The following is a 26034-nucleotide window of genomic DNA, read 5'->3' on the forward strand; positions in this document are numbered from 1 at the left end:
GAGGTATCCGTCTTGATCCCGTTTACGCCGCTGACTTCCCGCATGACGCCTGATGCGCAACGCGATTACGCGTCGCTCCATCTGTATATCGACGGCCGGTTCCTTCAGGCCGATGGCCGGCGCACGCAGCCCGTTCTCGATCCGGGAACCGGCAGCGTGCTCGGCGACTTGCCGCATGCGACGCCGGACGATATCGACGCCGCGGTGCGCGCCGCGCATCGTGCGTTCGCGACGTGGCGCCGCGAGTCGCCGCTCGCGCGCTCGGACATCCTGCGCCGCGCAGCTGCGCTGGTGCGCGAGCGGGCACCGGCGATCGGCCGCCACATCACGATGGACCAGGGCAAGCCGCTTCGCGAGGCGATTGCCGAGGTCGTGTCGTCGGCCGAGCAGCTCGAATGGCATGCGGAGGAAGGGCGTCGCACCTATGGCCGCGTCGTGCCGTCGCGCTCGCCGGACGTCGCGCAGACGGTGCTGCGCGAACCGATCGGCGTGTGCGCGGCGTTCTCGCCGTGGAATTTTCCGTTCAGCCAGGCGATGCACAAGATCGCGGCCGCGCTTGCGTCGGGCTGCACGCTGGTGCTGAAAGGGCCGGAGGAATCGCCGAGCGCGATCGTCGCGCTCGCGCGGATCTTTCACGACGCCGGCTTGCCCGCGGGCTGCCTGAACATCGTCTGGGGCGTGCCGGCCGACGTGTCGAGGCAGCTGATCGAGTCGCCGCTCGTGCGCAAGATCTCGTTCACGGGTTCGGTGCCGGTCGGCAAGCAACTGGCGGCGCTCGCCGCGTCGCACATGAAGCGCATGACCATGGAGCTGGGCGGGCATGCGCCGGTGCTGGTCTGTGCGGACGCCGATATCGACCGCGCCGCGACGATGCTGGCCGCGTACAAGTTTCGCAATGCGGGGCAGGTTTGCGTGTCGCCGACGCGGTTCTTCGTGCAGCGTGCGGTGTTCGACCGGTTCGTCGGCGCGTATCTGGAAGCGGTCGGCAAGATTCGCGTCGGCTACGGGCTGGAAGAGGCGACCACGATGGGGCCGCTTGCGCATGCGCGACGCGTATCCGAGATCGACGCGTTCGTTGCCGACGCAAAGACGAAAGGGGCGAAGATCGCATGCGGCGGGACGCGCGTGGCCGGACCAGGGCACTACTTCGCGCCGACGGTCGTACTGGGACCGGCGCGCGACACGCGGCTGATGAACGAAGAGCCGTTCGGCCCGATCGTCGGGATCGTGCCGTTCGACGCGCTCGACGATGCGCTCGACGAAGCGAACCGCTTGCCGTTCGGCCTTGCGTCGTACGCGTTCACGACGTCGGCGCGCGATGCGCACCGGATCGGCCGCGCGCTCGAAGCCGGCATGGTCAACATCAATCACTTCGGGATGGGGCCGGCGGAGATTCCGTTCGGCGGCGTGAAGGACAGCGGTTTCGGCAGCGAGGGCGGAATGGAGACGTTCGACGGTTATCTGGTCACCAAATTCATCACGCAGATGAACTGACCGGATGTCGGTCGACGGTCGCGCGCGACGACGGTCGCATGCTCAGGTCGCGTCGCCGATCTGTGCGGTGGCGTCGATCAGCAGCTTGCCGAGCACGTGCTCGTCGAACAGCGCGAAGTGTTCGGCGCGAAAGACCAGCGACAGGCTGCTGTTGACCTCGCCGCTGCTGGCCGTGCGAATCGGCGCGGCGATGCCGACGAACCCTTCATCGAGTTCGCCGCGCGAGATCCAGTAGCCCGCGTCGACGATCTGCTGGCACGCGCGCCAGAACTGCGTCCAGTCGCTCGCGAACTCGCCGAGCTCGGCGTTGTGGCGTTCGTGCAGGCGCTTCAGCCGCGCGCGCGACATCGCGGCGACGATCACTTTCGACGACGCGCCCTGGAACAGCGGCATGATGCGGCCGCGGCCGAAACCGAGTTGCAGGTTCTCGGCGCCGGTTTCGTGCATCACGTTGATGATCTGTTCGTCGAACAGCGTCGACACGAGCGCATCGCCGCCGGTGACCTGAACCAGCTTCTGGATCACGGGCTTCGCGGCGGTGAGCGTCGGGTCCGACTGCCGCATGTTGTAGTCGAGATGGATGATGCGCGGGCCCAGCGTATAGCGGCCGTTGGTGCCGACGAGCAGGCCGACGGATGCCAGTTCCTTCACGTAGCGATAGCACGTGGTGCGCGAAAAGCCCATGTGTTCGGCGATTTCCTCGGCGGTCATCGACGTCGCCGACGAAGAGAAGACGTCGAGGATGGACAGCATTTTGGTGAGGCTCGACATGACGTAATCCGGGATCAGACGGCTTGCGGCTAGGGAACGTGAAGGGCGAATGCGGTTTCGGGTTGCCGCGCTGCGGCACGAAATGCAGCGCGGCGGGCGACAGGCCGTAGTCTAACTTAAGTCGTGCGGGCGGCACCGGGAACCGCGTCGATGCTTGTATGGTATGCGTGCCGGCGCATCGACGTGACTCGCTTCGCCATCGATTGATATGGATTCCTATTTTAGACAATGAAATCGCACTGGATCGATGTTGCTGCCGCGCCGGCCGGTTCACGCGTGCATCGTCCGGGAAAATTCGATGAGGAGAAGCAGATGAAACGGTGGTTCCGGATGGTGGCATGGTGCGGCTGCGGTGCCGTCGCACCGGCGTTCGCGCAATCGAGCGTGACGCTCTACGGTTCGCTGGACACGGGCGTGACCTATACGAACGACGTGGCGTCCGCCCCGCGCGGCGGACGTCAGATCGCGTTGCAGGCCGGCGTGTCGCGCAACGACGTGTGGGGCGTGACGGGCAGGGAGGATCTCGGCGGCGCCGACTATGCGGTCTTCCGGCTCGAAAGCCAGTTCCAGACGTCCGACGGTGCGCTGACCGTACCCGGCTCCGCATTCAGTTCGCAAGCGTACGTCGGGCTCGGCGGCGACTGGGGGACCGTGACGCTCGGGCGCCAGTTCGATTTCGTCGGCGATCTCATGCCGGCTTTTGCAACCGGTGCGAACACGCCGGCCGGCCTGCTCGCGTGGGGCTTGCCCGCGAACGCGTCGGCGGGCGGCGCGCTCGACAACCGCGTATGGGGCGTCCAGGTGAACAATGCGGTGAAGTACGTGAGCCCGACATTCGGCGGATTGTCGTTCGGCGGCCTATGGGGATTCGGCAACGTGCCCGGCACGGTCGCGCGCAGCAGCGTGCAAAGCGCGATGCTGTCGTACACGCAAGGTGCGTTCGGCGCCGCGCTCGCTTATTTCGGCCAGCATGACGTCACTGCCGGTGGCAATCTGCGCAATGTCTCGGGCGGCGCAGGCTACAACGTCGGGCCGTTTCGTGTCTTCGGCATGGTGTCGGACGTGCGGATCAGCGCTGCCGCGCCGCTGCGGGCCACCACCTATGACGCCGGGCTGACCTATGCGGTCACGCCGGCGTTGCAACTGGGCGGCGGCTTCCAGTACCAGCAGCGCGGCGGCGACATCGGCTCGGCCAACCAGATCACGTTGAGCGCCGACTATTCGCTGTCGAAGCGGTCCGGCCTTTACGCGGTATTCGCACGCGGGCACGACAGTGCGTATGGCGCGCAGGTCGAGGCGGCGCTCGGCGGGGCGGCGTCCGGTTCGACGCAGACCGCGGTTCGGCTCGGCCTGCGGCATCAGTTCTGACGATGCGCGAGAAACACGGGCTGCCGCGTCCGTCGCGCGAGAGCCCGTGTTTCCCCACCCGGTTCAGAACCGATGCATCATCCCGACGCGCAACGCCAGCTGGTTGCGGCCCGACGACTGTCCGGCCGTGCCCAGCACGTGCGCGTAGTCGAAGTCGGTGCCGGTATGGCCGGTTGCATGCTGGTACGCGCCCTGGATGTACGTCGAGGTCCGCTTGCTCAGATCGTAGTCGAGCATCATCGACATCTGATGCCAGCTCGGCGACGCATCGCCTGCCGTCGTCGCGACATGCGCATGCGTGTAGGCATAGGCGGCGCCGAGCCAGAGATCCGGCCGGAAGAAATACTGGCCGTTGACCTCGAAGTTGTCGAACTTCCACGCGTGCTGCGAGCCTGCGGCCGGCTGGTTCGCGAAGTACAGATTCGACTCGGGGTTGGTCACGTCGACGTGCGAATACGCGGCGGACAGCGTCAGCGTGTCGCTGAACTTGTACGACATGCCGGCATCGATGTTCTGCTGCGCGCGGCCGCTGAAGACCGTATCGTCGCTCGACAACGCACCGCCCGCGGTCGCGCCACCGTTGTTGGCCTTCAGGTACGCGACGGCGGCGGAGAACGCGCCCGCCTGGTACTGCACGGCGGCGCTATAGACGCGGTTCCGTGCGAAGCCCCCTGCCTGATTCGCGAGCCCGTAGAGCACTTCGCCCTTGAAGCCGGCGTAGGAGGGCGACACGTATTTGACGCTGTTCTGGATGCGGTAGTCCCAGTCGGCGTTGTCGTTGTCGTACGGGTGCGCGCCGAAGTCGCCGAGCCAGTTGCCGGTGGCCGTGAAGGTACTCCACATGTCGAGCGTGGGGTCGTACTGGCGGCCGAACGTGAGCGTGCCGAACCGGTCGGAATCGAGGCCGACGTAGGCTTGCCTGCCGAACATCCGCGACGTCACGCCGAGCGCGCCGGTGCTCGCGTTGAAGCCGTTCTCGAGCTGGAACAGCGCTCTGAGCCCGCCGCCGAGATCCTCGGTGCCTTTCAGCCCCCAGTTGCTGCCGACGGTATCGCCGCTGACCATCTGGTAAGCGTTGCTGCCGCCCGCGTTGCTCGTGAAATTGACGCCTTCGTCGATCAGGCCGTACAGCGTCACGGTGCTTTGCGCATGGGCCGTCAGGCCGAATCCCATCGCGCTCGCGGCCGATACGGCCGCCATCATCTTCTTCATCGTCGATCTCCAGGTGTGGACGGCCCACGCGGCGCGGTGCGGTTTCCGACGGCATACGTCAGCACCGGACGCGTGTAGCGGGTCCGCTTGTCGTTAGTAAGACGAAATATTAAATTTGAAGAAAAGAGACCCGCCGCGATCGGGCGGACCGAATACGGAACCTCGCCGGGCGCGCGGTTCCGCGTGGCGGCGGCGTTACAGCATCCGCCGCAGCACGTCGTTTTCCGGGTTGCGGTCGAAGAACCGGTGTTTCAGCGCGCCAAGCACATGCAGTACGATGAGCGCGAGCAACGTATAGGCGAGCGTTTTGTGCAGCCATTGAAACGCCTCGAACCAATGGTCGTTCTTCGGCAGCAGCTCGGGTACGCGGAAAAAGAAGAACGGCACGCCGTCGCTCTGCGTATACGTGCTGGACATCGAATAGCCCATCAGCGGCACGATGATCGCGAGCGCATACAGCAGGTAATGGCCGATCTTCGCGAGCGTGCGATCGAGCGTCGGCAGCGTGGAAGGCAGCGGCGGCAACGGCTTCATCGAGCGAATCGCCAGTTGCGTGACGACCACCAGCAGCGTGAGCACGCCGAACTCCTTGTGCGTCGGGTAATACCAGTCGAACTTGGCCGGCAGGTTGTCGTCGAGCCGGACCATCGTCCAGCCGGTCCACAGCTGCGCGCCGATCAGGATCGCCCTGACCCAGTGCAGCAGCCGAAGCGCGAGCGGGTATTTCTCCGCGGGGAATGCGATGGCCTGGTTTTCCATTTGATTTGTCTTCCTTTTAAACGAAACGGGGCACGCGGGATGCCGATCGTCGACTTCGGCGCCCCGCGGCGATCTTCGTCGAACCGAGGCCGGATGGCGATGCGCACGAGTCTTCGACGAAAGGCCCGTGTGCCGGGCCGGTTCGCGCGCTCAGGCGATCGCCGTCGATTCCGCGCAGCACTCCTGCAACGCCTCGCGCAGCGTCACGGCCATGAAGTCGGCTTCGCCTGGCTGCAGCGTCAGCGGCGGCGACATCACCACCTTGTTCGCGATCGCCCGCACCAGCACGCCGCGCCGGCGCGCGGCATCGGCCACGCGGGCGGCGAACCCCTTGCCCGGATCGAGCGGCGTGCGGCTGGCCTTGTCGGTCACCAGGTCGAGCGCCAGCATCAGCCCCTTGCCGCGGACGTCGCCGACCGTCTCGAAGTCGGCCTTCAGCGGCAGCAATTGCTCGAGCAGGCGCTGGCCGACCCGCGCCGCATTGCCCGGCAGATCCTCGGCCTCGACGATGTCGAGCACCGCGAGCGACGCGGCGCACGCGAGCGGATGCCCGCTGTACGTATAGCCGTGCATGACCACGTGCGAGAAGCCCGCGCCATGTTCGATCGCGTCGGCGATGCGCCCGTTGTACAGCGTTGCGCCGAGCGGCACGTAGCCGGCGGAAATGCCCTTGGCGACGCACAGGATGTCGGCGGCGACGCCCCAGCCGCGGCTGCCGAGCAGGCTGCCGGTGCGGCCGAAGCCGGTGACCACCTCGTCCGCGATCAGCAGGATGCCGTTACGGTCGCACACGGCCCGCACGCGCGCCCAGTAATCGGCCGGCGGGACGATCAGGCCGCCGGCGCCCTGCACCGGTTCGGCGACGAACGCGGCGATGGTCTGCGGGCCGTGGAACGCGATCGTTTCCTCGAGCTGCCGGATGCAGTGCTCGACGAGTTGTTGCGGATCGTCGCAATTCCACGGATTGCGATAGAGCCAGGGCGTGTCGAGCAGCACGCAGCCGGGCAGCAGCGGGCCATGATTGTAATGGTAGACGCCGTTGCCGCCGATCGACGTGCCGCCCATGTGCACGCCGTGATAGCCGTTGCGCAGCGACAGGAATTTCGTGCGCGACGGCTCGCCCGCGGCGACCCAGTACTGGCGCGCCATCTTGAGCGCGGTCTCGATCGCGTCGGAGCCGCCGCTGCCGAACATCACCCGCTGCATGTCTTCCTGCGCGAACATCGCGCACAGGCGGTCGGCCAGATCGTAGACGCGCGGATGGGCGACGCCGTCGAAGGTCTGGTAGTACGACAGCGCGTCCATCTGCCGCGCGATCGCGCTTTTCACTTCCGGCCGGTTGTGGCCGACGTTGACGTTCCACAGTCCGCCGACGCCGTCGAGCATGCGGTGGCCGTCGACGTCGTACACGTAGTTGCCGTCGCCGCGCTCGATGATCACGGTGGGAGTCGTATGCCCGGCGGCCGCCGAGCTCATCGGGTGCCAGAATCGTTTTTGACGCTTTTGATAGTCCATGGTGTCTCTCGTCTCTCTTGCGAAGTACTTGAACAAGGTTGCGGCGCGGTGTGCGCCGTGGGGTCACAGGGCTGCGGTGACGATCTTTTCCTCGAGATACGAATCGAGCGCGGCCTTCGACAGGTCGCGCCCGATCCCGCTTTGCTTGGTGCCGCCCCACGGCAGGCGCGCGTCGATCGGGCTCCACGCATTGATCGCGACCGCGCCGACGTCGAGCCGCTCGGCGACGCGGTGCGCGGTGCCGACGTCCTGCGTCCACACCGAAGCGGAGAGACCGAACGGCGTGTCGTTGGCGATGCGGACGGCGTCGTCCTCGGTCTCGAACGGCATCACCATGCCGACCGGGCCGAACACCTCGTCGCGGGCGATCCGCATGCCCGGATGAACGCCGCCCAGAATCGTCGGGCGCATGAAGCAGCCGCGCGGCGGCACCTGTTCGTCGCCGGCGAGCATCACCGCGCCTTCGGCGAGCGCGCCGTCGACGAGCGCGCGTACCCGCGCGAGGTGGCGCGGGTTGATCAGCGCACCCATCTGCACGCCGGGCTCCGACGGCGGACCGACGCGCATCGCGCGAGCTGCGTCGGCAAGCCGTTCTTCGAGTGCCTGCGCGATCGAGCGATGTGCGAGCACGCGCGAGCCGGCCGCGCACGTCTGCCCCTGGTTCGCGAACATGCCGGCCATCAGCGACGGAATCGCCCGGTCGAGATCGGCATCCGCAAACACGATCTGCGCGGCCTTGCCGCCGAGTTCGAGCGTGACGCGCTTGAAGGTCTTCGCTGCCACGCCCGCGATCGTGCGGCCGACTTCGGTGCTGCCGGTGAAACTGATCTTGTTCACGAGCGGGTGCGCGACCAGCGCGGCGCCGACTTCCGCGCCGACGCCGTGGACGATGTTGACGACCCCGGCGGGCAGGCCGGCTTCGCAGACGAGTTCGCCGAGCCGGGCGACGGCCAGCGGCGTGTCCTCCGACGGCTTGATGACCACCGGACAGCCGGCCGCGAGCGCCGGCGCGAGCTTCCACACCGCGATCATCAACGGCGCGTTCCACGGGATGATCTGACCGGCGACGCCCACCGGCGCGCGCCGCGTGTAGCTGAGCGTCGGGCGGCCCATGAAGCCGTCGGTCGGAATCGTGCGGCCCTCGAGCTTGTCGGCCCAGCCGGCGAAATAGCGCAGCGTGTCGATGCACATCGGCAGGTCCATCATCCGCATCTCGGCAAGCGGGCGCCCTTGTTCGACGGCCAGGCATTCCGCCAGTGCGTCACGGTCGCGCTCGACCAGGTCCGCGAGCCGAAGCAGCCAGCGCGCGCGGGCCGAGCCGCCCGCGCGGGCCCACGCGTCGCCGTGCAGCGCGGCGTGCGCGGCACGCACCGCGCGATCGACGTCTTCGGCGGTCGATGCGGGCACGGCGGCCACGTAGTCGCCGGTCGCCGGCGCCAGCTTTTCGAAGGTACGGCCGGCCGCTGCGTCGCAATGCCTGCCGTCGATCAGATTCTGAATTTTCATCATGGTGTTCCGTGTTTCCCAGGGGCGAATCGTCGGGCCGAACGGGTGAGGGCGATGACAACGGCCACCGTCAGGCTTCGACGTCGCATTCACTGTATGTCGATGAAAACGCGCGCCTTGTCCGCTATCGGCAATCGTTGCGGCGCGATCGGGATAGGGAATACCCGTGCCGGCGCGACGCATCGCGCGTCACGTTGGCAGCGTGGAATGCTCGGGAAGCGAACAACGAGACGACGGTGCGGCGCGGCACCGTCCGGTCGGCGGCTACTGGGCGGCGCGCCCGAGTTCGCGATACAGGTCCGGGTCGCTGCGCTTCAACCGCAGCGCGGCGCGGATGCCGAGCGCACCGACGGCGACGAGGAAATACGGAAACATCGCGACGAAGGTCGAATCCGATCCGCTCAGCACGGACAGGTTGCGCACGACGAGCACGAGGCACGCGCCGAGCGCGATCACGCTGACGAGCGGCGCGATCAGGCGGTGCACGACGCCGGCGTCGCGGTGATCGCGCGCGAAGAACGCGATTACCGACGCCGCCACCAGGATCTGCACCGCGATGATGCCGATCGTGGCCAGCGCGCTCATCCACGAGAACACGACCGCGAACGGATCGAGGCGGAACGCGGCCGACCCGGCGATGGCCGCGAGCGCGATCAGCGTCTGCACCTTGCCGGCGACGTCCGGGCAACGATGCACCGGGCACGTATGGCCGAGCTTGCGCCACAGCACGCGTTCGCGGCCCATCGCGTAGAAATAGCGCGTGATCGTGTTGTGGAACGACAGGATGGCCGCGAACAGGCTCGTGACGAGCAGCACGTTCATCGCGTCCGTCGCGATGCTGCCGAGCAGCCGGCCGCTGACGGCAAACCACAGATTGGCCGGATCGCGCGCGGCCTGCGCGGCGATCGCGCGCTCGCCCCACGCCTCGACGATCGCCCACGACGACAGCGCGTAGAACGCCATGATGAGGATCACGGCGAGGTAGGTGGCGCGCGGAATCGTGCGCTTCGGGTCGCGCGCCTCCTCGGAGAAGATCGCGGTCGCCTCGAAGCCCATGTACGAGCCGAGCACGAACACGAGCGCGGTGCCGAGCCCGGGCGCGAACACCATCGCGGGGCTGAACGGTTTCGCGCTGAAGCCGCCGGCACTCGCGCCGTGCACGACGATCGCGAGATCGAGCAGCATCACGATCGCGATTTCGCCGATCATCAGCATGCCGAGCAGCCGGCCGCTGAACTCGATGCGCCGCGCGCCGCAGAAGTGGACCGCGACGACGCACGCGAGCGCGAACGCCCACCACGGCACGTCGACGCCGTAGTGCCGCTGGATGCTGTCGTTCAGAAAGAAGCCGAACATGCAGTAGATCGCGATCTGCACCGCGTTGTACGCGACGATCGCGACGAACGCGCCGCCGACGCCGGCGGGGCGTCCGAGCCCGTTCGCGATGTACGCGTAGAACGCGCCCGCATTGGAGATGTGCCGGCTCATCGCCGCATAGCCGATGCTGAAGATCAGGTACATGACGCCGGCCAGCACGAATACGCCGGGCACGCCGGGGCCGTTGCCGAGCGAGAATGCCGCGGGCGTCGCGCCGACCATCGCGGTGAGCGGCGCGGCCGCGGCGACGACGAAGAAGACGATGTGGGAGAGTCCGACGGCGTTCTTGCTGAGCCCCGCTTCGGACCGGGGTGACGATTCGTTCATGATGGGTCCCGCTGGCCGGCTCGTCCGTCAGGAGTCGACACCGGCATGCCTGATCGATATCCCCGTGCCGCGCGCCGATCCTGACGTGCCGGCAATCGATGCCGACCTCCGCCGACGACACAGGTATGCGCTTGGACGGCCGCTCGATGCGGTGCAGCGCATCGAGCAGGGCCGACGACAAAATTTACGGTGCCGAAAAAACGGGCGTTGTCCGTAATCGGCAATCCGCATGGGCGGGGGCGGCAGGGGATTACCCGGATGCGACGCCGCCATGCGTCTGTTGCGGGCTCAGCTCAGGCGCGGCGTGTGCGACGGCAGTTCGTGGAAATGCTGCTGGTAGTACGCGGAGAAGCGTCCGAAGTGGCAAAAGCCGAATTGCGCCGCCGCGTCGCCGATCCGCATCGTGTCGGGCGTCGTCATCAGGAAGCGGCGCACGGCGTTCAGCCGGATCGAGCGGAGATAGGCGGTCGGCGTGGTGCCGACCACGTTCTGAAAGCTGTATTGTAGCGTGCGGCGGCTGATCCGCAGGTGATGACAGAGATCGATGACCGTCGGTACGTCGTCGGATTCCAGCGCGATTTCCTGGCTGCGCCGCACGATGTAGCTTTGCGTCGAGGCCGACGGCAGCGCACCGGCATCCGGGTCGTCGGGCTGCACGAGGTCGAGCAGGATGCCGACCAGACTGTGCGCGAGCACGCGTTCGTCGAACGCATCGCGCGCGGTGAGCGAACCGCTGTCGAGCGCCTGGCCGAGCACGCGTTCGAGGCCGTCCAGCGCGTTGCGGTAGCGCGCGGGCGAGATCGGCAGCACCGGCTGCTTCAGGAAACGTGCGGGCAGGTTCGCGAGTTCGTCCACCTCGCTATCGGCCGCGAGCGTGCGGTCGATCGTGAACGCGAGCACCTCGGTGTCGCACGGCAGGTGTGCGACGAATTCCTCGCCGCCGCGCAGCGTCAGCAGGCTCGGCCGCTCGACGGTGCGCCCCTGGACCACGGGCGCGACCGTACTGGCGATCGGCAGCGCGAAGCAGAGCCGGTCGCGCGGCGCGAGGCCGTGCTGCATCACGCGCTGGTTGATGCGTTCGCGAAAGACGTGAAAACGCTGGCCGGCGACCTGGCGCAGCGTGGTCGTCGCGGTGCCCGGACTGATCTGGTCGTAGTGCTGCGACCAGTTCACGATCGCCTGGGAATGGAGGAACACATCCGAGAAGCACAGTGTTTCAGCGCGCAGGTTCATGGCGTGGCGAATGCATCCCGTTTCAAATTCGATGCCGGCCGAAGCCGGCTCATGCTGCCGGCGCGGGCAGCGCGATCGCGCCATGCGCGCGCCGCCCGGATGGCTTTCCGAACGCGCGGTGCGACGCGGTCAGTCCCGCCGACGATCATATCCAGAAAAAAACACCGCGTGACGCGATCGAAAAGTCCGGTGGCGTTTGTCGAGCGAGCGGCCCGCGGAAGGCGGCGGCGCATAGCCAAACCGAAAGAAATTCGGGGGTGCCGGACGATATCGACTGACGAATGTCATTGGCAACTCTATTTTTCAAAATCTCATTATAGGGGATTAAATTTATTTTTGCGGTGGGGTTTGAACATGGCGTCATGCGCTGCCGAGTAACGGGGGCTTCATGGTCAACACGATCGCGCACCATCGGTATTTTCTTACAAAACTGTCGAATGCCGATTCACGTCATGGCCCAGGGCACGCACGACGCCTCCTCTCGTGTTAACTACCGATAAATCCCGAAATACGGGATTTGTATAATTACCCCGCAACGCCTCGCCTGTTCGTGACGCCTGTCCACATACCGGGAGCGGTCCATGTCCGACACCCCCTGCCTTGTTGTATCGCCGGATCGCGCTGCGCGTGATTCCGTTTCTGTTCGTCTGCTACGTCGTCAACTTCATCGATCGCGTCAACATCGGGTTCGCCAAGCTGCAGTTCCTGCAGGACCTCGGCTTGAGCGAAGCCGTATTCGGCTCCGCGACGGCCATCTTCTTCATCAGTTACGCCGCGTTCGAGGTGCCGAGCAACCTGCTGCTGGCGCGCATCGGCGCGAGCCGCTCGCTGATGCGGATCATGGTGCTGTGGGGCCTGTGCACGGTCGCGCAGATGTTCGTGACCGGCAGCGTGTCGCTGTACGTGGTGCGGTTTCTGCTCGGCGCCGCCGAGGCCGGCTTCTTTCCGGGCCTGATCCTGTACCTGTCGTACTGGTTTCCGGACAGGGTGCGCGCCCGCGTCAACAGCGTGCTGCTGCTCGCCGTTCCGGTCGCGGGGATGATCGGCGGACCGCTGTCCGGCTGGATCATGGCGCACCTGCAGGACACGATGGGGTTGCGCGGATGGCAGTGGCTGTTCCTGATCGAGGGATTGCCGGCCATTGCGCTCGGGCTGGTTGCGCCGCTGATGCTGAGCGACCGGCCGGAACGGGCGGCATGGCTGTCGCCTGCGGACCGGCAGGCGCTGTTGCGCGATCTGGACGCGGAGCGGGCGTCGGCCGTGGTCGGCCATGACCGAACGGGCGTGCTCGACATCGTTCGCCACGCGCGCGTGCTGGGGCTGGCGGCGATCTATTTCTGCGTCTACGTCGGGATGGGGACGGTGACGTTCTGGTCGCCCACGGTGCTGAAGGCGGCCGGGGTCGCGAGCGTTACCGGAATCGGTTGGTTGTCCGGATTGATTTCCGTGTTCACGATGATCGGCAACGTGGCGATCGCATGGAGTTCCGACCGATACGGCGAGCGCCGCTGGCATACGGTGGCTTGCATGCTCGTCACCGCGTGCAGTCTGCTGCTCCTGCGCTTCTCGGTCGGCCATGTAGGAGTCACCGTCGCGTTGCTGGCGATCGCGCAGCTGTGCGCGTTCACCGTGCCGATCGTGTTCTGGACGATTCCGACTGCCCAGCTGACCGGCCGCGCGGCGGCAGCCGGCATCGCGGTGATCAGCATGCTGGGTTCGCTCGGCGGCGCGTTCAGTTCGTGGCTGGTCGGCATCCTGTTCGCACGTACCGGCGCGCCGTATGCCGGGTTCGCGGTGGTCGCGGGGCTGCTGGTGGTCGGCGCGGTGCTGGTGACGAGCCTGGTGCCGCGCACGCTGCCGTCGCGCCGCACGACGAGCGAACGGGCCGCGTGGCAGGGCGTCGAATAGCGCGTTGCCGCGCCCTCGCCGACGCGCGCCGGCGCCCGCTCAATCCGGATCGGCTTTCAGCCCACCCTCGATCCACCGCGCTTCCGACGCGCGAAGGTGCGCGCGAATGGCCGTCTGGGCCGCGATCGGATCGCCGGCCTGCAACGCGACGAGCACGTCCTCGTGCTCGCGCACGGCGGCCGTCCACGTCTGCGGATTCTCCGCATGGCCGCGCATCGCGGTCGCGATCGGGTCGTGGCGGCTGTCGAACAGCTCGCCGACGAAGCGGGTGAGCACCGAATTGCCGGCCGCTTCCGCGATCAGCATGTGGAACTGCCGGTCGGCTTCGACCGGGGATTTGCCGGCCTCCGCGAGCCGCTTCATGCGCTGCACCGTGCGGCGCAGGCGCTCGAGCATCGCGGCCGTCATCCGCGCGGCGGCCAGCGCGGCGACACTGCCCTCGACGGCCGCGCGCGCCTGCATCAATTCCGACGGACTGTCGCCGAGCGTGGCCATCGGGCCGACCGCGTCGGCCGCCGTGTCGCGCACATACACGCCGGAGCCCATCCGGATCTCGATCTGCCCGCCGATTTCCAGCGCGATCAGCGCTTCGCGCAGCGACGGGCGCGATACGCCGAGCGTCAGCGCCAGCTCCCGCTCCGGCGGCAGCCGCTCGCCGATCGCGAATTCGCCCTGGCGAATCAACGCGACGATCTGGGCCGCGACCGATTGGTAAAGCCGCTTGGGTTCTGTCGATTTCATACGAGTGATAGGGATCAATGCGCTTTCGGCGCAAGCGCGTGTCGCGGAGTCTATCACGCCTGCCGCTTTGCCCCGTCTGGCAGCGGGTTCATCCGGATGTCGGGGTTTTCACTATTGGTAAGATCGGATGTAGATAGTTAAATTGGCTTGACCAAAGTTGGTTTGATTGCTGTAATTCATTCAAATTGGACTGACCAGATAGTGCCGCGGTCGATCCACCCCAAGGAGACGCAATGGCAATGCCTCGCAATCTGCCCGGTCAGGCCGCGCACGACGAAGCCGACCGGGAGATCCTGCGCCTGGACGGGATTCGCAAGCGCTTCCCGGGCGTCCTCGCGCTCGACGGGATTCGCCTCGACCTGCGCCGCGGCGAGGTGCATGCGGTGTGCGGCGAGAACGGCGCGGGCAAATCCACGCTGATGAAGATCATCAGCGGCCAGTACCTGCCCGACGACGGCGTCGTTCACTATCGCGGCGCGCCGGTGCGATTTCGTTCGGCTTCCGAAGCGCAGGCGGCCGGCATCTCGATCATTCACCAGGAACTCAATCTCGTCCCGCACCTGAGCGTGGCGGAGAACCTGTTCCTCGCACGCGAGCCGCGGCGCGGGCCGTTCGTCGATACGAAACGGATGAACGCGGATGCGACGCGCTGCATCGCGCGCATCGGGCTGAACGTGGCCCCGACGACGAAGGTCGGCGTGCTGTCCATCGCGCAGCAGCAGATGGTCGAGATCGCGAAGGCGCTGTCGCACGATGCGCGCGTGCTGATCATGGACGAGCCCACGTCGTCGCTGACGGAAGCGGAGACGGTGCAGCTGTTTCGGATCATCGAGGAACTGCGCGCCGACGGCGTGGCGATTCTGTATATCTCGCACCGGCTCGACGAAATGGCGCAGATCGTCGATCGCGTGACGGTGCTGCGCGACGGGCGTCACATCTCGACGGACGATTTCGCCGACGTGAGCATCGACGACATCGTCGCACGCATGGTCGGACGCACGCTCGACGACGCGTATCCGTCGCGGCAATCGGTGCCGACGGACGACGTGCTGCTCGACGTGCGCGACCTGCGCCGCGACGGCGTGTTCGGGCCGGTGTCGTTCGCGCTGCGCCGCGGCGAGATCCTCGGTTTCGCGGGATTGATGGGCGCCGGGCGCACCGAGATCGCCCGCGCGATCTTCGGCGCGGATCGCATTGACGGCGGCACGATCGCGCTGCACGGCCGGCCCGTGACGATCCGCTCGCCGCGCGAGGCGATCCGGCACGGCATCGCGTATCTGTCGGAGGACCGCAAGAAGGAGGGGCTCGCGCTGCCGATGCCCGTCGCGGCGAACCTCACGCTCGCGAACGTGCGCGGCATCACGTCACGCTTCGGATTCCTGCGCTTCGACGACGAGCTCGACGTCGCGCGCCGCTACGTGCAGGACCTCGCGATTCGCACGCCGTCGGTGCACCAGCGCGTGCGCAACCTGTCCGGCGGCAACCAGCAGAAGGTCGTCATCGGCAAATGGCTGTACCGCGGCTCGAAGATCCTGTTCTTCGACGAGCCGACGCGCGGCATCGACGTCGGCGCGAAATTCGCGATCTACGGGTTGATGGACCGGCTCGCCGCCGACGGCGTCGGCGTGGTGCTGATCAGTTCGGAATTGCCCGAACTGCTTGGCATGACCGACCGGATCGCCGTGTTTCACGAAGGTCGATTGACCGCGTTGCTCGACACTCAACACACCAGTCAGGAGGAGATCATGCACTACGCGTCGGGGCGTTCCCATGCTTGAAATGACATCCGATCGAAGCCAGGCCGACGAACGGGCGGCGCGACAGCGGCGGCGCGACCTGATCCAGAAGTTCGCGGCGCTGGGCAGTCTCGTCGTGCTCGTGTTCGCGTTCTCGATATCGAGCGCGGCGTTCTTCTCGGTCGACAACCTGATGACGGTCGGCCTGCAGGTCACGTCGATCGCCTATCTGGGCGTGGCCGCCACCTGCGTGATCATCACCGGCGGCATCGACCTGTCGGTCGGCTCGGTGCTCGCGCTGGCCGGCGTGTGCGCGGCGCTGCTCGTCAAGGCCGGCGTGCCGGTGCCCGCCGCGATGGCGGCCGGCATCCTGGTCGGCGCGCTGTGCGGGCTCGTCAACGGCATCTGCGTGACGCAGATGGGCCTGCCGCCGTTCATCGCGACGCTCGGCATGATGCTCGTCGCGCGCGGCATCGCGCTGCAGATCACCGGCGCGCGGCCGGTCTCGGATCTCGGCGACGCGTTCGGCGCGCTCGGCAACGGCGCGCTGCTGCGGATCTCGCACATCGGCGCGGACGGGTTCCCCGACACGACCTTTCCCGGCATCCCGTATCCGGTCGTGATCATGGTCGTGCTGTTCGTCGTGGTGTCCGTGCTGCTGTCGAGAACGTCGCTCGGCCGGCATATCTACGCGGTCGGGTCGAACGCGGAAGCCGCGCGGCTGTCGGGCGTGAACGTGCAGGGCGTGAAGCTGTTCACCTACGTGCTGTCCGGCGCACTCGCGGGCGTGACCGGCTGCGTGCTGATGTCGCGGCTCGTCACCGGGCAGCCGAACGAAGGCGTGATGTACGAGCTCGACGCGATCGCCAGTTCGGTCATCGGCGGCACGTCGCTGATGGGCGGCGTCGGCACGATTTCCGGCACGGCGATCGGCGCGTTCGTGATCGGCGTGCTGCGCAACGGCCTGAACATGAACGGCGTGTCGAGCTTCATCCAGCAGATCATCATCGGCGTCGTGATCCTCGGCACGGTGTGGATCGACCAGTTGCGCAATCGCCGGCCCTGACCGGCAGCAAGCAGTCCCTACCAACGAGAAGCGGAGCGAGACATGAACAAATCCATCCTGCTGGCGGCATCGGCGTGCGTATTCGCGGTATGCAGCAGCGGCGCGCATGCGGCGGGCGGCGAGATCGCGGTGATCGTCAAGACGGTCAATTCGAACTACTGGCAGAACGTGCAGAAGGGCGCGAAGGCGGCGCTCGACGGCGCCAAGGGCTACACGATGACGTTCCAGGGCCCGGCGGCCGAGTCCGATATCAGCGGGCAGGTCAACATGGTCGACAACGCGGTCACGCGTCACGTGGCGGGCATCGTGCTCGCGCCGTCCGATCCCGATGCGCTCGTGCCCGCGATCAAGAAGGCGTGGGAAGCGCACATTCCCGTCGTGCTGATCGACTCGGCGATCGCGGACGCCGGCAAGCCGTACTACCAGGCGTTCCTGTCGACCGACAACGAAAAGGCGGGCGCGCTGTGCGCGAAGGCGCTGATCGACCGCATCGGGCAGTCCGGCAAGATCGCGATCATGTCGTACGTGCCGGGCGCGGGGTCCGAGGTCAGCCGCGTCGGCGGGTTCCGCAAGTACCTCGAGAGCCATTCGAAGCTGCAGGTCGTAGGCCCCTACTACTCGCAATCGCAAATGGCGACCGCGCTGAACCAGACGACCGACGTGCTGTCGGCGAACCCGGACCTGAAGGGCATCTTCGGCGCGAACGAGCCGACCGCGGTCGGCATGGGCCGGGCGCTGAAGCAGTCCGGCAAGGCGGGCAAGGTGGTGGCGATCGGCTTCGACGGCAACGAGGACTTGCAGGGCTTCGTGCGCGACGGCACCGTGCAGGCGATCGCCGTGCAGGGCTCGTGGCAGATGGGGAACCAGGGCGTGCGTACCGCGCTCGACGTGATCGAGCGCAAGCCCGCGCCGAAGCTGATCGATACCGGCGTCGTGATGGTCGACAAGCAGAATCTCGATTCGCAAGCCGCGAAGAACGTCCTGTACTGATCCCTTTACCCCGCATCCAGTCACGCCTCATGAACGCAAACGATACGCGCACCTTGCCGCGCAGCGGGCTGACGGTGTCCGCGCTCGGCCTCGGCTGCTCGCAGCTCGGCGGCCTTTATCGGCCGATGTCGGCCGCCGATGCCGCCGCGCTCGTCGACGCCGCGTGGGCGGCCGGCCTGCGCTATTTCGACACCGCGCCGTATTACGGCTACACGCTGTCCGAGCGGCGCGTAGGGGCCGGCCTCGCCCCGCGCGAGCGCCGCGCGTTCACGCTCAGCACGAAGGTCGGGCGGCTGATGCGCGCCGACGCCAGCGTGCAGCCGGGCGACGACGGCTGGGCCGAGCCGCTGCCGTTCCGGCCGGTCTACGACTACAGCTACGACGGGATCATGCGCTCGCACGACGACAGCCGGCAGCGGCTCGGGCTCGCGCGCGTCGACATGCTGTACGTGCACGACATCGGCGCGATGACGCACGGCGATCGTCACGCGCACTACTGGGAACAGTTGACGCGTGGCGGCGGGTTTCGCGCGCTCGACGCGCTGCGCGCGGGCGGCGAGATCGGCGCGTTCGGTCTCGGCGTGAACGAATGGGAAGTCGCGGCCGACGCGCGGAACGAAGCGGAACTCGATGCGGTGCTGCTGGCCGGCCGCTATACGCTGCTCGAACAGACGGCGCTCGAACCGCTGCTCGACGCGTGCGCGCGTGACGGGACGGCGATCGTGATCGGCGGCGTGTTCAATTCCGGCCTGCTCGCCGGCAACGGCAAGTTCAACTATGCGGACGCGAGCGCCGACGTGATCGACAAGGCCACGCGGCTCGGCGCGCTGTGCAACCGCTTCGACGTGCCGCTTCCCGCCGCTGCGTTGCAATTTCCGTTCGGCCATCCGGCCGTCGTGTCGTGCGTGGTCGGCGCGCGCAGCGTGGCCCAGTTGAAGCAGAACATCGACTGGTTCGAGCGCCCCGCGCCGGCCGAGCTGTGGGATGCGCTGCGCGACGAAGGTCTGATCGATGCGCACGCGCCGGTGCCGGGAGCACGCGCATGACCGCACGGATCGACGCCCATCAGCATTACTGGCGCATCGGTGCGCGAGCCGGTTGCTGGCCGCCGGCCGAACTCGATGCGATTCACCGGGACTTCGGCCCGGCCGATCTCGCGCCGCTGCTCGACGCGGCGCGCATCGATACCACCGTCCTCGTGCAGTCGCTGCCGAGCGAAGCCGATACGCGCTTTCTGCTCGATCTCGCGGCTGAAACGCCGCGCGTCGGCGCGGTGGTCGGCTGGGTCGACCTGAAGGCCGACGACGCACCGGCGCGAATCGCGGCGTTTGCATCCGCGCCGAAGGCGCGCGGCTTGCGACCGATGCTGCAGGATCTGCCGGACGACGCGTGGATCGACGATCCGCGGCTGGATCGCGCGGTCGCCGCGATGCGCAAGCATGCGCTGGGTTTCGATGCGCTGGTGATGCCGCGTCATCTCGATGCGCTGCATGCGTTCGCGCGACGCCATCCGGATCTGCCGATCGTGATCGACCACGGCGCGAAGCCGTTCATCGAGCGCGGCGAATTGCAGCCGTGGCTGTCGGCGATGAGCCGGCTCGCGCGCCTGCCGAACCTTCACTGCAAGCTGTCCGGCCTCTGGACCGAAGCGGGGCCGTCGGCCGGCCCGGATGCGGTGCGCGCGCGCACGCGGCCGTATGTCGATGCGCTGGCCGATCTGTTCGGGCCGACGCGCCTGATGTGGGGCAGCGACTGGCCGGTGCTGCGGCTCGCGTCGGCATGCGGCGGATACGGCGAATGGCTGGCCGCGTGCGAGGACGATTGCGCGCGGTTGCTCGGCGCCACGGCGCTGGACGGCCTCTTCGGCGGCAACGCGCGCCGCTTCTACCGGATCGACACCGCACGCCACGACGAATGAACCAGAACGAAAGGAACCCGACATGCTCAGCGTGATTTGCGAATCCCCCGGCGTGCTGCGCGTGCAGCATCGCGAACCGCCCGTGCGCGGCAGCGGCGAAGTGCTGTTGCGCGTGCAACGGGTCGGCATCTGCGGCACCGACCTGCACATCTTTACCGGCAACCAGCCGTACCTCGACTATCCGCGCGTGATGGGCCACGAGCTTTCGGCGGTCGTCGTCGACGCGGAGCCGGCGTCGGGGCTCGGCGCCGGCGATGCGGTATACGTGATGCCGTATCTGTCGTGCGGACACTGCGTCGCATGCCGTCACGGCAACACGAACTGTTGCGTGAACATCAAGGTGCTCGGCGTGCATCGCGACGGGGCGTTGGCCGAATACCTGAGCGTGCCCGCGCAGTTCGTCCACAAGGCCGACGGCATTTCGCTCGACCAGGCGGCGATGCTGGAATTTCTCGCGATCGGCGCGCATGCGGTGCGGCGCGCGGACGTCCGTGCCGGGCAGCGCGCGCTGGTCGTCGGCGCCGGGCCGATCGGCATGGCTGCGATGATCTTCGCGAAGCTGCGCGGCGCCGACGTCACGTGCCTCGACACGCGGGCCGACCGGCTCGCGTTTTGCCGCCAGCATCTGGCGGTCGATGCGGCGGTTGAGGTGGGGGAGGGCGACGCGGCGCGTCTCGCCGCGCTGACGAACGGCGAGTATTTCGATGCGGTGTTCGACGCGACCGGCAACCTCGATGCGATGAATCGCGGTTTCGAATTCGTCGCGCATGGCGGCAAATACACGTTGATCTCGATCGTGCGCGGGCACGTCGCGTTTTCGGATCCCGAATTCCACAAACGGGAAACGACGCTGCTCGCGAGCCGCAACGCGACGGCCGAGGATTTCGCGACGGTGCTCGACGCGATGCGGGCAGGGAGGATTCCCGACCGCGCGCTGAACACGCACCGGATGCGGCTCGACGAGGTGCCGGACGCGCTGCCGCGTCTGCTGGATGCAGGGCAGACCGTCGTGAAGGCGCTCGTCGAATGCTGATCCAGCGAATCCGGCACGCGGAGCGCACGCGATGACGCCGCCGATCCTGCAATTCGGCACGAGCCGCTTCCTGCTCGCGCACGTCGACCTGTTCGTCTCGCAGGCGCTGGACGATGCCCACGCAATGGGCGGCATCGGTATCGTGCAGACGACCGGCAATCCGGCCAGCCGCGCCCGCATCGACGCGCTGCGTGCCACCGGCCGGTATCCGGTGCGGATTCGCGGGCGCGAGCGCGGCGGCGTGGTCGACGAAGTCGTCGAGTGCCGCGCCGTGCATCGCGCGTGGGACGCCGAGCGCGACTGGGCGGAGATACGCGGCGCCGCGATCGAGACGGTGCGCGCCATCGTGTCGAACACCGGCGACGCAGGCTATCGTGCCGATCCGCGCGACACCGTGGACCTGCTGGCCCAACCCGGGCAAGCGCCGCACGGCTTTCCGGCGAAGCTGCTCGCGCTGCTGCATGCGCGCTGGCAGGTGCGGCCCGATGACGGCGTTTCCATCCTGCCTTGCGAACTGGTGACGAACAACGGCGACACGCTGCGCGACATCGTGCTGGGCCTCGCACGCCGGTGGCGGCTGCCCGACGCGTTCGCCGACTATCTGGGCAACCGCTGCGTGTGGGTCAACTCGCTCGTCGACCGCATCGTGTCCGAGCCGCTTCATCCGGTCGGCGCGATCGCGGAGCCGTATGCGCTATGGGCGATCGAACGACGTGCGGGCATGGCGCTGCCGTGCCGGCATGCACAGATCGTCGTCACCGACGATTTGCGCAGCCACGAGCGGCTGAAGCTGTTCTTCCTCAATCTCGGGCACAGCTGGCTCGCGGAACAGTGGCTCGCGGCCGGGCGCGACGCATCGGAAACGGTGCTGAACGCGATGAACGACGCGCGGCTGCGCGACGGTCTCGAGGCCGTGTGGCGGGACGAAGTCGAGCCGGTGTTCGTCGCGCTCGGCCTGCGCGAAACGGCCGAACGCTACGTCGACAGCGTGCGCGAGCGCTTTCTGAATCCGTTTCTCGCGCATCGCATCGCCGATATCGCGGTCAACCATCGCGAGAAGGTGGCGCGGCGGATCGAGCCGCTGCTCGCGCTCGCCGATTCGCTGGCGGTGCCGGCCGACCAACCGCGCTTGCGGCAACTCGTCGCCCGCTATGAGCCGGCCGGCATCGCAACCACTGGGAGAAATACATCGTGAAGCAACCGGCAGTCGTGATCCTTCACGGCAACGACAACGTCGCCGTCGCACTCGACGCGCTGGCGCCGGACGTGCCGATCGACGTGCACGGCGCACCGTTGCGGCTGGCGGACGCGGTACCGGCCGGCCACAAGGTCGCCACCGCGCCGATCGCGCGCGGCAGCGCGATCGTCAAATGCGGGCAGCCGATCGGCGTCGCGCTGCGCGACATCGCCGCGGGCGAGCACGTGCACGTGCACAACGTCGGGATGCCCGAGCGGCATGCGCACGACGACGGGCTCGTCGGCGACGCGCACGACGTGGCGACGGATCGCCGCGATACCTTCGACGGATTCGTGCGGCCCGACGGCAGCGTGGGGACCCGCAACTACGTCGGCGTGATCGCGAGCGTCAATTGTTCGGCGAGCGTCTGTCATGCGATCGCCGATGCCTACCGGCACGGCGCGCTCGATGCGTTCGGTCACGTCGACGGCGTCGTCGCGATCACCCATCAGAGCGGCTGCGGAATGTCCGCGACCGGGGACGGCATCGAACTGCTGCGGCGCACGCTCGTCGGCTATGCACGGAACCCGAATTTTGCGGGCGTGCTGCTCGTCGGCCTTGGTTGCGAAGTCAACCAGGTCGGCGCGCTCGCGCAACGGCTCGACGCGGCCGCGCCCGGCACCGTGCGCACGCTGGTGATCCAGGACGAGGGCGGCGTGCGCGACACCGTGGCCAAAGGCGTGTCGATCGTGCGCGAACTGGTGGAGGCGGCCGACGGTGCGCGTCGCAGCGCCGTGCCGGCCTCACGGCTGACGGTCGGCCTGCAATGCGGCGGCTCCGACGGCTACTCGGGCATCACCGCGAATCCGGCGCTCGGCGCGGCCGTCGACTTGCTGGTCCGCAACGGCGGCACCGCGATTCTGTCCGAGACGCCCGAGATCTACGGCGCCGAGCATCTGCTGATCGCGCGCGCGGCGTCGCGCGACGTGGCCGAGCGTCTGCTCGGCCGGTTGCAGTGGTGGGAGCGCTACGTCGCCGACAACGGCGGCGAAATGAACAACAACCCGTCGCCCGGCAACCTCGCCGGCGGCATCACGACGATTCTCGAGAAGTCGCTCGGCGCGGTGTCGAAGGGCGGCCGCTCGCCGCTGCGCGCGGTCTACGACTATGCGGAGCCGGTGCGGCAGGCCGGGCTCGTGTTCATGGATACGCCCGGTTACGACCCGGTGTCGGCCACCGGGCAGATCGCCGGCGGCGCGAATCTCGTGTGCTTCACGACGGGCCGCGGTTCGGTGTTCGGCTCGAAGCCGGTGCCGACGATCAAGATCGCGACGACGACCGGTCTGTTCGAGCGGATGCAATCGGACATGGATTTCGACAGCGGCGGGATCGTCGCCGGTTCGCTGACGGTCGATGAAGCGGGCGAACGGCTGTTCCGGCTGATGCTCGACGTCGCGTCCGGACGCAGATCCCGCAGCGAGGACAACGGCATCGGCGAACGCGAATTCGTGCCGTGGCTGCGCGGCGCGGTCATGTGACGCGCGACGCGACGTGCGACCGCGCGCAATCGGACAGCGAAGGAGAAGCCGCGATGGAAACCCGCATGCGCGAGCCGACGATCGGCGAAATCGATCAGGACGGCTCGCTGTCGGAACTCGAGAAGGGTTTGCTCGGCGAGGCGCTGAGGTTGCTCGCCCAGACGCGCGCGCGTGCGCTGGAACTCAGTGTCGAGGTCAGCCGGCGGCAGGGCGGCGCCGCGCCGGACGTCCACGATTTCAACCTGCCGACGATCATCGAACTGCAACGGCGCTTCGGTACGCGGCCTTGCCCGTGAGCGGCGCCGTTGCAGGATCGAGCTTCGCTGCCGATTACGCCGCCGACAGCGTGATCGACACGCCCGTCGCGGTGTAGACCGGCGTGGCCTTGAACCCGTCGACCGTCACCGTCGCGAACTTCGCGGCCGCCGCCGCGCCGTCGATCAGCGCGATCGTGTCGCCGGCCTTCGGTGCGTAGCCGTTCACGAATGTCACGTGCAGCGTGCCGCCCGTGACGGTGAGCGGCCCGCCCACGCGCAGACGCCCACCGCCGTTGCCGTCGATATCGAGTTCGAGCGTCGTGTTGTCGAGCTGCGTGTAGCGGGTCGCGATCGTCACCGGCGCGGCGGCCGCGATCCGCACGCTGCCGCCCGGGCCGACGTACACGTCGCCTTTGCCGAACGCCGTCGGCGACGCGGCCGCCAGCGTGCCGCCGCTCACCTGCGTGCCGCCCGTGTACGCGTTGTTGCCCGCCAGCGTCAGCGTGCCGCTGCCTTGCAGCGTCAGCTTGCCGGCGCCCGCGACGTCGTTGCGCCACAGGTCGGCGGCACTGAGCCCGCCCTGCGATGCGTCCATCGACACGATCACGTTGCCGTTGAACGCGCCGTAGCCGTCGGCCGCCGCGAACAGGTTCAGGCGGCCCCAGCCTTCCGCGTCGTCCATCACCGGATAGCCGGACGGCAGCTCGGTCGTCTTCAGCACGACGCGCCGCTGGTCGGCGCTCAGGTACGGAAAGCGCGTCTGCAGCAGGATCTCCGCGCCCTTCGGCACGACCGGCGGCGCGTTCGTCGATTCGATCGCGCCGAAGCCGAACGTCATGCGGCGCAGGAATGCGGTCTTGTTCGTCGTGTAGTCGGCGAACCGGTCGGTGGCCGTCGTGCCGGAGCGCGCGAATGCGGAGAAGGTCGTCGCGCTCGTGCCCGTCAGTTGTTGCAGCGTCTGATGGGCTTGCGTGTACGCGGCCTGTGCGTCGCCGGCGTATGCGGTCAGGTTCGCCGCGCTGACGGCCAGCGCGAGCATGCGTCCGCCGATCACGTCGAGCGGCGAATGCATGCCGGCGAGGATCCGGTTCTCGCCGAGTTCGAGGCCGCGGCTGACCATTTCCTGGAAGCGTTCCGGCACGAGCCACGCCATCGTCGTCGCATCGCGCATCGCCTCGGCCGTGTGGCCGCTGATGAAGCCGCCGTCGGTCGCGGGCGTCGTGCTCTCGGCCGGCACGAGCGTCGGCGCGACGACGACGCTGCTGCTCCAGCGGTACGGGCGCGCATATTTGAAGAAGCGCTTCGACGGTTCGGTCGACGCGTTGTTGCCCATTTCGTTGAGCAGGTCGACGACCTTCCCGAAGCTGGCGTTGCCGCCGCTGCTGCCGACGCCGACGTTGTTGCCGGAATCGTTGTACAGCACGGTCGTCGCATCGGCGGGCACGCTGGTGATGCTGGTGGTCTGCTGGGCCGCGGTGCGCCATGCGGCGGTGAGCGGGCCCATGCCGTCGGTCACGCTGTAGCCCTTGCCGCGCCGGTCGTCGTAGTACGCGGCATCGGCCTGTTGCGGCGTGCGGGCGGTCGTCGCGTTGACCACGTACTGCACGTTGGCCGACAGCACCGCATCGTTCAGGATCGTACCGCACGGCACGCCGCTGTTCGGCAGCCCGGAGCAGGTCGACGGCGAGATGGCCGGGAACGCGCCGTTCGCCGGCGCGGTCACGCCCGCGTCGACCAGCATCGTCGCCGGTTGCCACAGATCGAGAAAACGGCTCAACACGCGCACCGCGGCGTTGGTCGACAGCGTCGCATAGCGCGCATCGCCGCGCTGGTTGGTCGCGACGTTGTCGACGAAAGCGGGCGCGCTCGGGATCGGCGCGCTGTCGACGAAGCCGGGGTCGGCGGGCGGCGCCGGAACGGCCGCGGCGATCGTGGCGGTCGACGCGACGTCGTCGCCGCCGCCGCACGCAGCCAGTACGATCGCACTCGACAATGCCGCGACGTGCAGCGGGAAACGGCTTCGTGACGCAAACATGCAAGACTCCATCCTGAGGGTAGAAGACGGAGGATTGTGGTCAGCGATCGTTACGCGGTCGTTACGGAATTGT

General features: G+C 67.7%; 21 protein-coding genes. 12 read left to right on the top strand and 9 right to left on the bottom strand.

The window, feature by feature from the left end; all coding sequences use genetic code 11:
* Positions 1 to 42 precede the first annotated feature (42 nt).
* Positions 43 to 1494, top strand: coding sequence for an NAD-dependent succinate-semialdehyde dehydrogenase (locus JYG37_RS31370; RefSeq protein WP_185641064.1), 1452 nt, complete (start codon positions 43 to 45; stop codon positions 1492 to 1494).
* 42 nt (positions 1495 to 1536) lie between these two features.
* On the opposite strand, the gene JYG37_RS31375 is transcribed toward JYG37_RS31370, so the two are convergent.
* Positions 1537 to 2265 carry an IclR family transcriptional regulator gene (locus JYG37_RS31375; protein WP_039356037.1) on the bottom strand — a complete coding sequence of 243 codons (729 nt, stop codon included), beginning with the start codon at positions 2263 to 2265 and terminating at the stop codon, positions 1537 to 1539.
* A gap of 312 nt (positions 2266 to 2577) precedes the next feature.
* Here JYG37_RS31375 and JYG37_RS31380 point away from each other — a divergent pair, with 312 nt between their 5' ends.
* The gene (locus JYG37_RS31380; RefSeq protein ID WP_089490490.1) at positions 2578 to 3633 is read left to right on the top strand and encodes a porin; all 1056 of its coding nucleotides are present in this window, start codon (positions 2578 to 2580) and stop codon (positions 3631 to 3633) included.
* Between the two features lie 63 nt (positions 3634 to 3696).
* Here JYG37_RS31380 and JYG37_RS31385 read toward each other — a convergent pair whose 3' ends face one another.
* From JYG37_RS31385 to JYG37_RS31410, 6 genes are all read right to left on the bottom strand, one after another.
* Positions 3697 to 4845 carry a porin gene (locus JYG37_RS31385; RefSeq protein ID WP_213347036.1) on the bottom strand — a complete coding sequence of 383 codons (1149 nt, stop codon included), beginning with the start codon at positions 4843 to 4845 and terminating at the stop codon, positions 3697 to 3699.
* A gap of 195 nt (positions 4846 to 5040) precedes the next feature.
* Complete coding sequence (locus JYG37_RS31390) at positions 5041 to 5604, bottom strand: cytochrome b (protein WP_124555370.1); 564 nt, start codon at positions 5602 to 5604, stop codon at positions 5041 to 5043.
* 150 nt (positions 5605 to 5754) lie between these two features.
* A complete protein-coding gene (locus tag JYG37_RS31395; protein ID WP_213347038.1) occupies positions 5755 to 7119 on the bottom strand; it encodes an aspartate aminotransferase family protein in 1365 nt (454 codons plus the stop codon).
* Positions 7120 to 7182: 63 nt separating this feature from the next.
* Positions 7183 to 8628 (bottom strand): aldehyde dehydrogenase family protein, encoded by a 1446-nt coding sequence (locus JYG37_RS31400; RefSeq protein WP_124555368.1) that lies wholly within the window; start codon positions 8626 to 8628, stop codon positions 7183 to 7185.
* A 261-nt stretch (positions 8629 to 8889) separates the two neighbouring features.
* On the bottom strand, positions 8890 to 10329 hold the full coding sequence (locus JYG37_RS31405; protein ID WP_050016791.1) for an APC family permease: 1440 nt from the start codon (positions 10327 to 10329) through the stop codon (positions 8890 to 8892).
* A gap of 288 nt (positions 10330 to 10617) precedes the next feature.
* Positions 10618 to 11562, bottom strand: coding sequence for a helix-turn-helix domain-containing protein (locus JYG37_RS31410; RefSeq protein WP_213347040.1), 945 nt, complete (start codon positions 11560 to 11562; stop codon positions 10618 to 10620).
* 600 nt (positions 11563 to 12162) lie between these two features.
* Between JYG37_RS31410 and JYG37_RS31415 the strand changes: the two genes are divergently transcribed.
* Entirely contained in the window at positions 12163 to 13470 is a 1308-nt protein-coding gene (locus JYG37_RS31415) for an MFS transporter (RefSeq protein WP_213347042.1), read from the top strand.
* A 39-nt stretch (positions 13471 to 13509) separates the two neighbouring features.
* On the opposite strand, the gene JYG37_RS31420 is transcribed toward JYG37_RS31415, so the two are convergent.
* Positions 13510 to 14211, bottom strand: a complete 702-nt coding sequence (locus JYG37_RS31420; protein ID WP_050016796.1) for a FadR/GntR family transcriptional regulator — start codon at positions 14209 to 14211, stop codon at positions 13510 to 13512.
* Between the two features lie 233 nt (positions 14212 to 14444).
* Between JYG37_RS31420 and JYG37_RS31425 the strand changes: the two genes are divergently transcribed.
* The 9 genes from JYG37_RS31425 to JYG37_RS31465 are packed head-to-tail and all read left to right on the top strand — an operon-like array spanning position 14445 to position 23965.
* A complete protein-coding gene (locus JYG37_RS31425; RefSeq protein ID WP_124630168.1) occupies positions 14445 to 15989 on the top strand; it encodes a sugar ABC transporter ATP-binding protein in 1545 nt (514 codons plus the stop codon).
* On the top strand, positions 15982 to 17013 hold the full coding sequence (locus tag JYG37_RS31430; RefSeq protein ID WP_050016800.1) for an ABC transporter permease: 1032 nt from the start codon (positions 15982 to 15984) through the stop codon (positions 17011 to 17013). The genes JYG37_RS31425 and JYG37_RS31430 overlap by 8 nt, the downstream gene beginning before the upstream one ends.
* 42 nt (positions 17014 to 17055) lie before the next feature.
* A complete protein-coding gene (locus JYG37_RS31435; RefSeq protein WP_089490428.1) occupies positions 17056 to 18003 on the top strand; it encodes an ABC transporter substrate-binding protein in 948 nt (315 codons plus the stop codon).
* A 29-nt stretch (positions 18004 to 18032) separates the two neighbouring features.
* Positions 18033 to 19049 carry an aldo/keto reductase gene (locus JYG37_RS31440; protein WP_050016804.1) on the top strand — a complete coding sequence of 339 codons (1017 nt, stop codon included), beginning with the start codon at positions 18033 to 18035 and terminating at the stop codon, positions 19047 to 19049.
* Positions 19046 to 19921 carry an amidohydrolase family protein gene (locus JYG37_RS31445; RefSeq protein WP_050016806.1) on the top strand — a complete coding sequence of 292 codons (876 nt, stop codon included), beginning with the start codon at positions 19046 to 19048 and terminating at the stop codon, positions 19919 to 19921. Before JYG37_RS31440 ends, JYG37_RS31445 begins: the two co-directional genes overlap by 4 nt.
* Positions 19922 to 19943: 22 nt before the next feature.
* Entirely contained in the window at positions 19944 to 20954 is a 1011-nt protein-coding gene (locus tag JYG37_RS31450; protein ID WP_089490426.1) for a zinc-binding alcohol dehydrogenase family protein, read from the top strand.
* Positions 20955 to 20985: 31 nt separating this feature from the next.
* The gene (locus JYG37_RS31455) at positions 20986 to 22149 is read left to right on the top strand and encodes a mannitol dehydrogenase family protein (protein WP_089490425.1); all 1164 of its coding nucleotides are present in this window, start codon (positions 20986 to 20988) and stop codon (positions 22147 to 22149) included.
* Positions 22146 to 23669, top strand: a complete 1524-nt coding sequence (locus tag JYG37_RS31460; RefSeq protein ID WP_124630170.1) for a UxaA family hydrolase — start codon at positions 22146 to 22148, stop codon at positions 23667 to 23669. The genes JYG37_RS31455 and JYG37_RS31460 overlap by 4 nt, the downstream gene beginning before the upstream one ends.
* Before the next feature lie 53 nt (positions 23670 to 23722).
* Positions 23723 to 23965 carry a hypothetical protein gene (locus tag JYG37_RS31465; RefSeq protein ID WP_209924338.1) on the top strand — a complete coding sequence of 81 codons (243 nt, stop codon included), beginning with the start codon at positions 23723 to 23725 and terminating at the stop codon, positions 23963 to 23965.
* Positions 23966 to 23999: 34 nt separating this feature from the next.
* On the opposite strand, the gene JYG37_RS31470 is transcribed toward JYG37_RS31465, so the two are convergent.
* Positions 24000 to 25961 (bottom strand): phosphatase PAP2 family protein, encoded by a 1962-nt coding sequence (locus tag JYG37_RS31470; RefSeq protein WP_124555360.1) that lies wholly within the window; start codon positions 25959 to 25961, stop codon positions 24000 to 24002.
* Positions 25962 to 26034: the final 73 nt, after the last annotated feature.

Source organism: Burkholderia sp. LAS2 (genome assembly GCF_018417615.1).
In the GTDB taxonomy this organism is placed as follows: domain Bacteria; phylum Pseudomonadota; class Gammaproteobacteria; order Burkholderiales; family Burkholderiaceae; genus Burkholderia; species Burkholderia sola.

Bases quoted from the DNA above. Each gene is read 5' to 3' on its own strand.
- JYG37_RS31370 (WP_185641064.1), top strand. From the start codon at position 43: ATGACGCCTGATGCGCAACGCGATTACGCGTCGCTCCATCTGTATATC.
- JYG37_RS31375 (WP_039356037.1), bottom strand. From the start codon at position 2,265: ATGTCGAGCCTCACCAAAATGCTGTCCATCCTCGACGTCTTCTCTTCG.
- JYG37_RS31380 (WP_089490490.1), top strand. From the start codon at position 2,578: ATGAAACGGTGGTTCCGGATGGTGGCATGGTGCGGCTGCGGTGCCGTC.
- JYG37_RS31385 (WP_213347036.1), bottom strand. From the start codon at position 4,845: ATGAAGAAGATGATGGCGGCCGTATCGGCCGCGAGCGCGATGGGATTC.
- JYG37_RS31390 (WP_124555370.1), bottom strand. From the start codon at position 5,604: ATGGAAAACCAGGCCATCGCATTCCCCGCGGAGAAATACCCGCTCGCG.
- JYG37_RS31395 (WP_213347038.1), bottom strand. From the start codon at position 7,119: ATGGACTATCAAAAGCGTCAAAAACGATTCTGGCACCCGATGAGCTCG.
- JYG37_RS31400 (WP_124555368.1), bottom strand. From the start codon at position 8,628: ATGATGAAAATTCAGAATCTGATCGACGGCAGGCATTGCGACGCAGCG.
- JYG37_RS31405 (WP_050016791.1), bottom strand. From the start codon at position 10,329: ATGAACGAATCGTCACCCCGGTCCGAAGCGGGGCTCAGCAAGAACGCC.
- JYG37_RS31410 (WP_213347040.1), bottom strand. From the start codon at position 11,562: ATGAACCTGCGCGCTGAAACACTGTGCTTCTCGGATGTGTTCCTCCAT.
- JYG37_RS31420 (WP_050016796.1), bottom strand. From the start codon at position 14,211: ATGAAATCGACAGAACCCAAGCGGCTTTACCAATCGGTCGCGGCCCAG.
- JYG37_RS31425 (WP_124630168.1), top strand. From the start codon at position 14,445: ATGGCAATGCCTCGCAATCTGCCCGGTCAGGCCGCGCACGACGAAGCC.
- JYG37_RS31430 (WP_050016800.1), top strand. From the start codon at position 15,982: ATGCTTGAAATGACATCCGATCGAAGCCAGGCCGACGAACGGGCGGCG.
- JYG37_RS31435 (WP_089490428.1), top strand. From the start codon at position 17,056: ATGAACAAATCCATCCTGCTGGCGGCATCGGCGTGCGTATTCGCGGTA.
- JYG37_RS31440 (WP_050016804.1), top strand. From the start codon at position 18,033: ATGAACGCAAACGATACGCGCACCTTGCCGCGCAGCGGGCTGACGGTG.
- JYG37_RS31445 (WP_050016806.1), top strand. From the start codon at position 19,046: ATGACCGCACGGATCGACGCCCATCAGCATTACTGGCGCATCGGTGCG.
- JYG37_RS31450 (WP_089490426.1), top strand. From the start codon at position 19,944: ATGCTCAGCGTGATTTGCGAATCCCCCGGCGTGCTGCGCGTGCAGCAT.
- JYG37_RS31455 (WP_089490425.1), top strand. From the start codon at position 20,986: ATGACGCCGCCGATCCTGCAATTCGGCACGAGCCGCTTCCTGCTCGCG.
- JYG37_RS31465 (WP_209924338.1), top strand. From the start codon at position 23,723: ATGGAAACCCGCATGCGCGAGCCGACGATCGGCGAAATCGATCAGGAC.
- JYG37_RS31470 (WP_124555360.1), bottom strand. From the start codon at position 25,961: ATGTTTGCGTCACGAAGCCGTTTCCCGCTGCACGTCGCGGCATTGTCG.